At 33.5% G+C, this 12,996-nt stretch carries 11 protein-coding genes; 9 read left to right on the plus strand and 2 right to left on the minus strand.

Annotated elements, in window-relative coordinates; all coding sequences use genetic code 11:
• Positions 1-14: 14 nt before the first annotated feature.
• The 4 genes from tadA (at position 15) to EDX97_RS07190 (ending at position 4,140) form a co-directional block, all read left to right on the plus strand.
• Positions 15-470 (plus strand): tRNA adenosine(34) deaminase TadA, encoded by a 456-nt coding sequence (tadA, locus tag EDX97_RS07175; protein ID WP_128520648.1) that lies wholly within the window; start codon positions 15-17, stop codon positions 468-470.
• A 49-nt stretch (positions 471-519) separates the two neighbouring features.
• A complete protein-coding gene (gene dnaX / locus EDX97_RS07180; protein WP_128520475.1) occupies positions 520-2,283 on the plus strand; it encodes a DNA polymerase III subunit gamma/tau in 1,764 nt (587 codons plus the stop codon).
• A gap of 21 nt (positions 2,284-2,304) precedes the next feature.
• Entirely contained in the window at positions 2,305-2,889 is a 585-nt protein-coding gene (gene recR / locus EDX97_RS07185) for a recombination mediator RecR (RefSeq protein ID WP_128520476.1), read from the plus strand.
• A gap of 510 nt (positions 2,890-3,399) precedes the next feature.
• Positions 3,400-4,140, plus strand: a complete 741-nt coding sequence (locus EDX97_RS07190) for an AAA family ATPase (RefSeq protein WP_128520477.1) — start codon at positions 3,400-3,402, stop codon at positions 4,138-4,140.
• Here the strand turns inward: EDX97_RS07190 and EDX97_RS07195 are convergent.
• Positions 4,137-4,679 carry a CYTH domain-containing protein gene (locus EDX97_RS07195; protein ID WP_128520649.1) on the minus strand — a complete coding sequence of 181 codons (543 nt, stop codon included), beginning with the start codon at positions 4,677-4,679 and terminating at the stop codon, positions 4,137-4,139. The two genes, EDX97_RS07190 and EDX97_RS07195, sit on opposite strands and share 4 nt — an antisense overlap.
• A 54-nt stretch (positions 4,680-4,733) precedes the next feature.
• Here EDX97_RS07195 and EDX97_RS07200 point away from each other — a divergent pair, with 54 nt between their 5' ends.
• Positions 4,734-5,504 (plus strand): NAD(+)/NADH kinase, encoded by a 771-nt coding sequence (locus EDX97_RS07200; RefSeq protein ID WP_128520478.1) that lies wholly within the window; start codon positions 4,734-4,736, stop codon positions 5,502-5,504.
• Here EDX97_RS07200 and EDX97_RS07205 read toward each other — a convergent pair.
• Complete coding sequence (locus EDX97_RS07205) at positions 5,501-6,724, minus strand: FtsW/RodA/SpoVE family cell cycle protein (RefSeq protein ID WP_128520479.1); 1,224 nt, start codon at positions 6,722-6,724, stop codon at positions 5,501-5,503. The two genes, EDX97_RS07200 and EDX97_RS07205, sit on opposite strands and share 4 nt — an antisense overlap.
• A gap of 149 nt (positions 6,725-6,873) precedes the next feature.
• Between EDX97_RS07205 and mutS the strand changes: the two genes are divergently transcribed.
• Genes mutS through EDX97_RS07225 form a run of 4 tightly spaced genes read left to right on the plus strand, consistent with a single transcriptional unit; the run spans position 6,874 to position 12,996 of the window.
• Positions 6,874-9,399, plus strand: coding sequence for a DNA mismatch repair protein MutS (gene mutS / locus EDX97_RS07210; RefSeq protein WP_128520480.1), 2,526 nt, complete (start codon positions 6,874-6,876; stop codon positions 9,397-9,399).
• A gap of 11 nt (positions 9,400-9,410) precedes the next feature.
• Complete coding sequence (gene mutL, locus EDX97_RS07215; protein WP_128520481.1) at positions 9,411-11,192, plus strand: DNA mismatch repair endonuclease MutL; 1,782 nt, start codon at positions 9,411-9,413, stop codon at positions 11,190-11,192.
• Complete coding sequence (gene miaA, locus EDX97_RS07220) at positions 11,185-12,087, plus strand: tRNA (adenosine(37)-N6)-dimethylallyltransferase MiaA (RefSeq protein WP_128520482.1); 903 nt, start codon at positions 11,185-11,187, stop codon at positions 12,085-12,087. Before mutL ends, miaA begins: the two co-directional genes overlap by 8 nt.
• Before the next feature lie 3 nt (positions 12,088-12,090).
• Complete coding sequence (locus EDX97_RS07225; RefSeq protein ID WP_128520483.1) at positions 12,091-12,996, plus strand: diacylglycerol/lipid kinase family protein; 906 nt, start codon at positions 12,091-12,093, stop codon at positions 12,994-12,996.

The raw sequence follows: 12,996 nt of genomic DNA on the forward strand, positions 1-12,996 counted from the left end.
ATAGGATTATGAATATGAATGAAAAATGGATGCGAGAGGCAATCAAACAAGCCATCAAAGCAGAACAAAAGGATGAAGTTCCGATTGGATGTGTCATCGTAAAAGATGATCAAATCATTGCACGTGCATATAATCAACGCGAAAAGAAACAAATAAGTACGGCACATGCAGAAATACTAGCTATTGAAAAAGCTTGTAAAAAGCTAGGATCCTGGCGATTGGATGGATGTGAATTATATGTGACTTTAGAACCTTGTCCTATGTGTACGGGGGCTATTATTCAATCTCGGATTGATAAGGTATATTTTGGTGCCTATGATTTCAAAGGTGGTTGTCTAGGATCGAATACAAATTTATTAGATGTGAAAGGATTCAATCATTATCCTGAAGTAGAAGGAGGCCTTTTAAAAGAAGAATGTGCTTCCTTATTAACATCTTTTTTTCGTAAGAAGCGGAAGTCCAAGAAATAGTGGACGACTGCTTTTTTTGTTATAATAAAAGACAGAGAGTTGGTGTAATATGTCCTATCAAGCTTTATATCGAAAATATCGACCACAAACATTTGACGATGTCGTTGGACAACAAGCGATTGTTCAAACGTTAAAAAATGCAATCATTCAAGATCGTATTGCACACGCCTATTTATTTTGTGGACCTCGTGGAACAGGCAAAACATCGATAGCGAAAATCTTTGCTCGTATGTTGAATTGTACCAGTGATACCGATCGTCCGTGTGGACATTGTGAAAATTGTAAAATGGCATTATCTGGTAGTCATCCTGATATCATTGAAATCGATGCAGCTTCAAATAATGGCGTGGATGAAGTTCGTAATTTAATTGAACGTGTAAAGTACGCGCCAATGGAAGGAAAATATAAAGTTTATATTATTGATGAAGTGCATATGATGACCAAAGGTGCTTTCAATGCTTTATTAAAAACGATTGAAGAACCTCCTAAACATGTGATTTTCATATTTGCAACAACAGAACCAAATAAGGTGATTCCAACCATTATTTCTCGATGCCAACGTTTTGATTTCACAAAAGTATCGAAAGCAGATATACATGCACGATTGGATGTAGTATGTGCTTCGGAGAAAATTGATATTGAACCAGAAGCTATAGATATGATTGCTACATTGGCAGATGGAGGAATGCGTGATGCCTTATCGATATTGGATCAATGTGTTGCGTTTTGTTCTTCAACGATTAAAGAAGAGGATGTACGACAAATTTATGGTGTCGTCACTATCGAAGATATTGGCGAAATATATGCTTCCCTTCTAAATAAACAAGTGGAAGATGTAATGGAACGACTACAAGAAATATCGAATCAAGGCATGGATCTAAAACGATTCACAACAGATTTTATCTCTTTGATCAAGGATAGTATCATTGTTGAGTATGCCCCTAATACGACATTAGTGAATATCCATCGAAAAGAAATTATACAAAAAAATCTATATAATACATCTTTAGTATTCCGAACAAACTTATTAGATACACTCATGGATACCTTTAATAAGTTTACGTATGCATCCAATATACTTGATTATCTAGAAGCTGGTCTTTTAAAGGTCATTACGCAATCATATGAAGACATTTCTGTTCAGAAAGAAGCTAAATCAGATAATCAAAATCATATATTTGATGCGAAAAAATCAGATAGTTCACATGAATTACCATCTGAACAAGCAGATAAAAACGAAAATAAGGGTGAAATAAGCGATAAAACGGTTGATTTGAAGAATGATTCTATATCTGATGTTTCACGTGAAACATTAAAAGAGTCAGATACTAAAAATAGTAAAATCATATTAGAAAATGAATATCTACTACAATTATTAGCAGGTGCAAATAAGAAAAATAAGATAGAAGATTCAAAAAAATATGAAAAAAGAAAAGAAATCATATCCGATGTGAATATGATGCGAGTAATCACATTGTTAGAAAATAGTACTATATTCGCAAGCAGTGATACTTATGTATTGTTATGTGTACCTTCTGATCTAGAAGCAAATGAAATCAATATATATGAAAAAGAACATGGATTTGAAAACGAAATAGAAAAGATTCTAGGTGTACCTAAGAAAGTATTTGCAATGGATCAAAATCAACAAAAATCATTGGTACAACTATATATGGAAAGAAGAAAAAATAATTCGTTACCAGAACCTATTCATTTAGATGTAAGATTCAAGCACAAAGAAGAGAAAGAAGATAATACGATAGAGAAAGATTTAAAATCAGTTTTCCCTGATTTAATCATTAAAGAAGATTAGATAGAAAAAAGGAGGAAAAGGATGTATCCGAAACGCTTTGAAGATTTAATTCATGCCTTTCAACTATTACCAGGAGTTGGTGAAAAAACAGCCCAACGATATGCATATACAGTATTAGATTGGAATGCAGAAGAAAGAGAAATATTCATAAATGCGATTAGTCATATGAAAGAAGACATACATCGATGTAAAATATGTGGTAATTTGTCGGATGGAGAAATATGTGATATATGTTCTGATGTAAATAGGAATCATCATATGATTTGTGTTGTACAAAGTCCGAAAGATATACAATCCTTTGAATCAATGCAGGAATATAATGGCGTATATCATGTATTAAATGGAACAATAAATATTCAAAAAGGTATATTACCCGATCAATTAAATATAGAGAGTTTAAAAAACAGAATAGAATCTGAAAATATTGAAGAAATCATATTGGCTACCGATCCTACAGTAGATGGAGAAACGACAGCATTATATTTAGAGAAAATATTTAAAGATCATGTAAAAGTAACAAGATTAGCATATGGTATTCCTATGGGATCACATTTGGATTATGCAGATAGTCTCACATTGCTAAAAGCCTTTGAAAATCGAAAATAGGACGATTCATAGGAATAATATATGAAAACAAAATATATAGGAATAAAATTGGAATAAAATTATAGAAATCAATTTGTTATATGTAAAAGGAATCTGAATTTCATATTTTTAGATATTCTATTAATATGAAATTCAGATATTTTAATATTACCAAAGAAAACAAGAAAAATATGAAATAGGAACAATCATATGATTAATATATGAATAAAAATTGGTAATATTTTAATCATATGATTTCATATATTGAATAAAATCGATAAATTAACCATCATATGAATAGAATATGAATAGAAAATGGAAGAAATATAGAATATCGGAAAATCACATAAAAAGAATATGAAATAAGTATCTTGCAAAAAAATCAATTTTATGTAAAATATATCATGAACTAAATTCAGATGAAGTCATATGATTTTAAGAAATAATAATAATTTCAAGTCTGATAAATCATATGGAACGTCATATGATAAAAAAATTGGGATTAATGTATCGTGTAGGGAGGTATGACGTATGGCAGAAACAAAGGATAGTCCAGTTGATGTCTATTATGATATGGAAATAGCCGAAATCTGTCAGCATTTTTCTAAATCACGGAATACGGTTGATAAAGCCGTCGCAAAATTAGTTAAAGATTATCCAGACGCCGGTTATAAATACAAAAATCCACAAACGCGGCGGATCACAATTAAAGCCGAAGGTGTAGAAAAATTATCACATTATTTTCGTAAGAAAAAGAATGAAATTTCTACTGTTGAAGTAGAACTTCGATATGAAAATGAAAAATTAAAAGCTATTATTGAAGAAAAAGAAAAATCTGAAAAGCAGATTGAAGAATTATATAAACAGCGATTAGCTGCTGAATTGGAACGTAGTCGCCAAACATTTTTATTAGAAAATAAAACAAAAGATGAAAAGATCAAACAATTAACGGAAGAATCACAGGAAAAGGATGATGAAATTCAGAAATTAAAGGAAGAAGTTGTATCTATCCATGAAAAACATGATTCTTTAGTAGAAACCAAGGCTGAATTAGAAAAGAATAATCAGGAACTTAAAGAAAATAAAGAAGAATTAGAAAAAAATAATCAATCTCTATTAGTCAATAAACAGGAATTGGAATCTGAAAATCAGAAATTAAAAGAGGCCACTTCAAATTTGGATGAAGTGAAACAGCAATTAGAAGAGGCCCAAAAAAAACAAGAGGAATATAATTCAAAAGGTTTATTTTATCGTTTATTTCATAAGATTTAGAATGCTCGAGCTATTTTGCTTGGGCAGTTTTTTATATACGTTATATGAAATGGTTCAAGAATCTGATTAAAGAAAGAAATCCCATCATGCTGATCAAAGTATTCATATTCCAATTCATAATCGATATGATTTGAATATATAGTTTTGTCGGCACATAATTGGCCGTGTTCAAAATCATAGGTTTGACGAACAGTAGAAAAAGTAGTAATTGGTGATAATTGCTCTTTATTAATTTGATATTCTTTGAACCAATTTAGAATTTCTGGATCTGTTATAGATTGCATATTGGATCGATCAATATCTTTTTCTAATTCAATATGCGTAATTGCATCTTTTCGTATCTTTAATGTGAAAATATGTCGATCTCCAATCGTGCGTATACGAACAGCCCCTTTTTGATTTTTAATGGAATGATCTGGCGTATCAAAATACGTATTCGTTTGTTTCCATGGTTTTGTGAAATCATATGAATGGATTATCTTTTCATATATATCTTGAGAAACTAAGATTTTCAATTCTCTTTCAATCGGTTCTTGCATAATCATACCTCACTTGCATATGATACTATTATAATACAAATAAGGAGTGATTGGATGCGATTTGGAATTATAGACCGAGGGGATGTAAATTCTAAAGAAGTTTCAAAACGAATAAAAGATGCATGTATCGAACATGAATGGGAATTTTCTATGCAAAATCCAGATTTGATCATTAGTGTAGGTGGAGATGGTACCATGTTACGTAGCATTCATGCGTATATCAATCAATTGGATCAAATTTCATTTGTTGGTGTCCATACAGGTACATTAGGTTTCTTTACGGATTATACACAAAGTGAAATCAATTTATTTCTAAATGATTTATTTACACGAAAACCAAAGATAGAAGCGTTTCCTATGTTGGAAATTGATCTTCCTGAAAAAGAGGAAAAGTTTTATGCATTTAATGAAGTTCGTATTGAAACCATTGGGAAAACCCTCAGTTTAGATGTATATATAGATAATGAATTTTTTGAAAATACCACTGGTTCGGGTCTATGTATCAGTACGCAATTTGGTTCAACAGCTGTCAATCGAGCTTTAGCCGGTGCTGTGGTTGATTCTGGAATACAAGTTATGCAGTTATGTGAAATCATGCCAATAGCTCATAACAATCATCATTCATTACGAAATCCATATATCATGCGACAAGATCGAAAAATTCGAATCAAAGGAGATTTCACATATGCGAAAGGATGTTATGATCATCTGACATATGATATCCATGATACGAATGAACTCTATGTAAGAACATCCGAAAAAAAAGTACGATTCGCTAGATATCGCACTTATTCATATCTTCGTCGATTAAAGAATTTATATTAAACGACTTTTTTGTGACGATTCCATAAATGAATCGTCTTTTTAGTTGCTGGTGAAATATTCATGATGATCGCAAAGGAAATAAAATACGATAAGATACTACTTCCACCATAAGAAATCAAAGGCAAGGTAATTCCAGTAATAGGTAACAAACCAACAATCATACCAATATTTTGAAATTGTTGATATACCAACATCGCAATGACACCCACTACGATCAGACGATCTCTTCGATTATTGGTGTTATAAGCAATCTTACATAAATATAAATCCAATGTAGCACAGATGATCAAAATGAAGGTGGTACCTAATAAACCAAAACATTGACCAATCGCTGCAAAAATGAAGTCTGTATGTGCTTCTGGAATAGAAATGATATTGGCCTGTAAACCATAACCAGTTAAACCGGCACTACCCAATGACAACAAAGCTGTATATAACTGGTTGGAACTTCCTTGAATATAACTTTCCGGATTTAACCAAGATTCAATACGTTGTAGACGATAAGAGTCAAACACTGCATCTAACACATTTTGATGATAAAAATATAGGAAGAAGAATATAGCCACAACTGCTATGATTAATCCGATAATACCAATTACATATCCTCTTCGAATGCCAGAACAAGCAATAATCACAAATATCGTAAAAGCAATGATGATGAATACACCGGTATCCGGTTGAATAAAAATTAAGATAAGCGGTGGTAATATAATTTTCAAAATGTCTCGAATCAAGTACCAATCTTCTTTTACCGTAGGATGTGGATATTTCTTTTGATGTTGATCAATGATTTCACAAACCATGACAATTAATACGATCTTCATAAATTCACTGGGCTGGAAAGAACCAATCAATGGAATTTGAAACCAAGAAATCGCACCATTGATAGCTGGTGTCAATGGCAATGTAAATCCAAGTACAGTAGCTGTAATTCGTGAAAAGAATAAATAAATCAATGCATACATTAAATAACGATAGGCTTTATGAATGTATTTAAAAATTACCGCATTTTGGAAGTTGGTTAAAATGAATATAGTAGCGAATCCAATCACATACCAGAAAATCTGTCGAATTAAGTAGCCCATACCGCTGCCATCACTAATCAAATTGAAGGCATTATATAAGGCAAAACAACTTGTGGCCCATAGAACACATAAAATCGCAATGAAGCCAAAATCGATTTGATAAGTCTTATTTCGAAAAACAAAAGTTTGTTTCATTTACGTATCTCCTCAATCATTGTAAGTATCATTATAAAATAGCGTTTGATATAATTCAATAAAATGGCAGTGTGATCACCAAGCGTTTATCCATCACTTTCCAACACGTCATAAATGTATATATTAAAAATTTTGATATAATGGGAAATATGAAAGAAAATAAATATACACCAATGATTGAGCAATATCTCGAAGTGAAAGAAGCAAATCCCGATACGATCTTATTTTATCGTATTGGTGATTTCTATGAAATGTTCTTCGAAGATGCCAAAATTGCCAGTAGAGAATTAGATTTAGTATTAACTGGAAAAAATGCAGGAAAAGAAGAAAAAGTTCCTATGTGTGGAATTCCACATCATGCAGCCAGTTCTTATATTCAACGTTTGATCAAAAAAGGCTATAAAGTTTCTATTTGTGAACAATTGGAAGATCCTGCACAAGCAAAAGGAATCGTAAAAAGAGGAATTATTCGTACCATTACACCAGGTACGTATATGGATGAAGCATTGGATGCCAAAGCCAGTAATTATCTAGCCTCCGTTGTTCTTTCCAGTTGGAATGTTTCTATTATTTATTGTGAATTATCTACAGGCGAATTAAAATACCAAACCATTAGTCGTTCTTTGGTTGCTTTAGAACAAGCCCTCATGGAACAAAATGTCAGTGAAGTGGTTGTTGAAATGCGTATGGACAAACGTTGGTTAAATGCCTTAGATGAAATTGAATCTTTTATTGTTTCACGACAAAAGAAATCCAAATTACAAGAAGAAGATCAACGCTTATTACCAAATGATGCTTCTACTTCCTTACAAGATAATTTAGCCCAACTGATGGCTTATTTAAAAGATACTCAGAAACAACACATTGAACATTTTATGCCCATGGAATCCATGGATGCACAAAAAGTATTGGTCATGGACTATCAAACCAAAAATCATTTGGATCTAGTACATGGATCTAAAGGATTGAGTTTATGGTCATTCATGGATCGTTGTCAAAGTGCGATGGGATCTCGCTTATTGCGAAATTGGATTGAAATGCCATTGATTGAAGCCAATCAAATTGCTAAGCGCCAACAAGCTATAAAGATATTGAATAGTCATATGATGTTGCGTGATGACTTAAAAGAACAACTGGTATATATCTACGATATGGAACGATTGGCCAGTCGCATGGCCTATGGCAATGCTTCTGCAAGAGATGTACAACAACTAACAGTATCACTTGAACATGCACAGCCCATTTTGGAAATGGCACAAAATATTACATCCTATCCCGAATTTAAAACCGTGCCTACTTGTCAATCTCTATTTGAAAAATTAGATGGTGCCATTGTTGAAAATCCACCCATTTCCATGAAAGATGGCGGTATTTTTACAGATGGTTATAATGCAGAGTTGGATAAAGTTCGTGAAATTGCTCAAAAAGGAAAAGATTATATTTTAGATATTGAAGCAAAAGAACGAGAACGAACTGGTATCAAATCTTTAAAAGTGGGTTATAATCGAGTCTTTGGTTATTATATCGAAGTAAGAAATGGCAATTTAGATGCCATTAAAGATGAATATGGCTATCATCCCAAACAAACCTTAACGAATGCTACGCGGTTCATTACCCAAGAATTAAAAGAAAAAGAAGAACAAATTCTGCATGCCCAAGAAAATAAAGTGAAACTCGAACAAGAATTATTTAAAGAACTATTGAACTTTATCAAAGGATATTTGTTTGACTTACATGCTTGTGCCAAAGCGTTGGCAACCATCGATGTTCTAGTCGCACTATCCGATCTAGCGAGTTCCCAAGGATATATATGCCCTACTTTTCATCCTGAACCTTCCGTTCATATTGTGGAAGGCAAACATCCTATATTGGAAAATCATATGAAAAAGCAGAAATATGTTTCAAATAGTTGGGATATGGATGAAAATACCAATATCGAAATTATCACGGGTCCGAATATGGGTGGTAAATCCACCTATATGCGACAAAATGCATTATTGGTGATCATGGCACAAATGGGAAGTTTTATTCCTGCAAAAGAAGCCGAACTGCCTATATTTGATCGAATCTTTACGCGAATTGGTGCCAGTGATGATATATTAAGTGGAAAGTCTACCTTTATGACAGAAATGATGGAAGCCAATGTCGCCTTACAATATGCAACCAAACATTCTTTGATTTTATTTGATGAAATTGGTCGAGGAACAGCTACCTATGATGGTATGGCCCTTGCACAAGCTATGTTGGAATACATTGATTCAGCAATTCAAGCTAAAACTTTATTTTCAACGCACTATCATGAATTGACCGAGTTGGAGCAAGATCATAGTTCTATCAAAAATGTCCATGTGGATGTAAAAGAAAATAAACAAAATATTGAATTTCGATATCGAGTAATCGCTGGCAAAGCGGATAAAAGTTATGGAATCAATGTTGCTCGTTTGGCTCACCTTCCTAAAATTGTATTGGATCGTGCCAATCAATTATTAAAAGAATACGAAGGTAAAAATGAATCTGGTGGCTATCAACCAAATTTATTTGTGATGGATGAAGTACAACCAGAAAAGAATGAATTAGTTTCTCATCTACAAGAATTAGATATCGATTCCATGAGTCCAAGAGAAGCTTTAGATTGTTTATATGAATTAAAGAAAATTGCTAAAACAATTGAGTAGAGGAGGATTCTGTGTCTAAGATACATGTTTTAAGTGAACACTTAACAAATATGATTGCAGCCGGTGAAGTGGTCGATCGACCAGCTAATATCGTGAAAGAATGTGTGGAAAATTCTATGGATGCTCATGCGCATGTGATTGATGTGCAAGTTTATCAAGGAGGTATTGAACGCATCATTATTACCGATGATGGCGATGGAATGGACCATGAAGATGCGAATTTAGCCTTTTATCGACATGCAACTTCAAAAATCCAAAGTGAAGATGATCTATTTAATATAGGTACGATGGGCTTTCGTGGTGAAGCTATTCCTAGTATAGCTTCTGTTGCTCATGTAGATCTACAAACAAGTAATGGCCAAGAAGGTACGCATATCATATACGATTATGGAAAGAAAATAGAAGACGAAAAAATAGATTGTCCCAAAGGCTGTAAAATAGATGTATCTGGTTTGTTCATAAAAACACCCGCTCGTTTTAAACATTTGAAAAGTGTAAATTATGAATTTTCGATCATTGCGAATTTGATCAACCGATTGGCATTGAGTCATCCAGATATTCGCTTTACCTTGTCACATGATGATCATGTCGTATTTCAAACTACGGGTGATGGAAACCTAAAACAAATTCTTTATCAAATGTATGGTCGTGAAGTAGCTAAAAACGCCATACCATTTGATGCACATTCCGATGATTTTCATATTCATGGCTATGCCATACAACCAAAAATTACGCGGGCAACCAAGTATTTTATGTTTCTATCATTAAATTCACGATTGATTCGTTCCAACGCCATCCAAAAAGCCATTTTGGATGCCTATGAAGATTTTTTACCAAAAAATCGATATCCAATTGTTGTCTTACAAATTGAATCGGATACACAATTGGTCGATGTGAATGTCCATCCGAATAAATGGGAAGTGCGATTATCCAAACAAGGGGAATTATTGACTTGTATCAAAGAAACATTGACAAAAATATTGCGGGAATCCCTACAAACCGTAGAAGTGAAAAAAATCAAAAAAACACCGGTGTATGAACAACCAGCTATTCAATTTCCTTATCCGGTCAAAGAAGAAAAGATGGAACCCATTCATGAAAATCGAATCAAAGAAGATACGATCGTGAATAGTTTTACCGATTATGAACCACCAAAAGAAGAACCAATCTTACAAGTAGAAGAAGAACCAACCGATAGTGATCATGGATATGGCTTCTTTGAACATCTTCAAATATTGGCACAACTACATGATTCCTATATTTTATGTTCCAATCCGGAAGGACTTGTGATAATCGATCAACATGCAGCCCAAGAACGATATCATTATGAACAAATCAAAGAAACATTAAAAGAACGATGTACACAAAAACAACCATTGATGGTACCACTTCGTGTAAATGTGACGCCAGATGTGATTTCACAAGTTGATGCGATCAATGAAAAAACCGACTTTTTTGGTCTACACTTCGAAGCATTTGGGGATGATCAAGTTATTATTCGTGAAATTCCACTATGGTTTCATGACGTAGATCAAGAAGCCTTTCTCAATGATTTATTGGATTATTTTATAAAAAATCAAGATGTAGATATGTTGGCATTACGACATAAAGTTTTAGCAACCATGGCTTGTCACAGTTCCATTCGTTTTAATCGACCATTATCAAGAGCAGAAATGCAACAAGTCATCGATGATCTAAAAAAATGTAAACAACCATATCATTGTCCACATGGACGACCAACCGTTATAACCATGAGTGATGATGAATTACGTAAGGAGTTTGAACGTGGATAAAGTTTTAGCAATCGTAGGACCTACCGGTATTGGAAAAACCAAACTATCGATTCAATGTGCCAAACGATGGCATGGACAAGTGATTTCAGCCGATAGTATGCAGGTTTATCAGAAAATGGATATTGGGACCGCAAAAGTAACACCCAAAGAACAACAAGGCATTCCACATTATTTAGTCGATGCGCAATCCTATGATCAACCATATAACGTAAAGATCTTTCAGGATAAATGTCGCCAAGCCATTGCGAATATTAAGCAAGCACATTGTTTACCCATTATTTGTGGTGGTACAGGCCTCTACTTAAAAGCAGCTTTATACGATTATGTGTTTGAAGAAGAACAAGACGATCCCGTCTATACCAAGTATTTACACACTTTAACGAATGAAGAACTGGTCCAACAATTAAAACAAGTTGATCCAAAATCATTAGAAAAGATTCATCCGCATAATCGTAAGCGATTGATTCGTGCACTACAAATTTGTCACAGTGGCGAAACCAAATCCAGCCGTGAAGCCAAACAAGAACATGTACCATTATATGATGTCTATTTTTTAGGATTGGATATGGACCGAGAACAACTTCATCAACGAATCGATCAACGCGTTGATCAAATGTTTGATGCTGGCCTGGTTAAAGAAGTAACAACTTTATTTTCAGATCCAAAAACATGGGAATATACGAGTTTTCAAGGCATCGGTTATAAAGAATTTCGTGCCTATTTTCAAAAGGAAATGACATTAGATCAAGTGAAAGAAAAAATCAAAACGGATTCACGTCGATATGCGAAACGACAATATACATGGTTTAAACATCAAATGGATGTGCATTGGTTTCAACCAGATGACCCAAAAATCATTCCACATGTAGAAGCATGGTTACAGGAAGGAAAATAATCTATGAAAACAGTATTTATTATTAATCCTCGAACAGATAGAAAAAAACAATATCGGCTGATGAAAGAAATCAAAATGCATTTTGCGGGTCAACGCATTATTATTGAAAAAACCATTCGGCCAGGATTCGCTACCTTTATTGCTAGAAAGTATGCTTTTCAAGCACAAAAGGAACCTATCCATATTTATGTTTGTGGTGGCGATGGAACCCTTCATGAAGTCATCAATGGTGTAGCCAATACACCCAATGTATATGTATCGATCATACCGATTGGCACAGGCAATGATTTTATTAAGAGTTTTGATGCATTATCTATTGACGATTTTCTTCATTTAGAGAATTATAAAGATCCCATCCCAATGGATATTGATCTATTAAAAGTGAATGGAGAATATGCCATCAATACCATTTCTTTTGGTTTTGATGTACAAGTCGCAAAATATGCCAATCATATGAAAACCAAATTACCATTGAAAGGCATTGTTCCTTATTATATGGGGATGTTAGCTACATTGCTTCATAATTCCGTACAAGAATATCGCTTGCAGATCGATGATCAAAGATTATCCCTTCAAGAATATATGTTTGTGGTATTTTGTAATGGTCGTTTTTATGGTGGTGGATATCAACCATGCCCGGATGCATTATTGAATGATGGATGGATTGATGTATGTTTGATCAAACCCGTTCCGAAAAAGATGATCATAGACATGGCGAAAACGTATGAACAAGGAAAACATATCGAATATCCAGAATATGTATCGTTGTATCAAGCCAAAACCATTGGCATGAATACAGAAAACCAAAGTATATATGGAAATTTAGATGGCGAAGTTCGAGAATTAAGAAATCCAACCATTGAAGTTGTCGAACAAGCATTACATTTATATCTACCCAATATAGAGTAG

Source organism: Absicoccus porci, from assembly GCF_003725415.1.
Lineage (GTDB): Bacteria > Bacillota_I > Bacilli_A > Erysipelotrichales > Erysipelotrichaceae > Absicoccus > Absicoccus porci.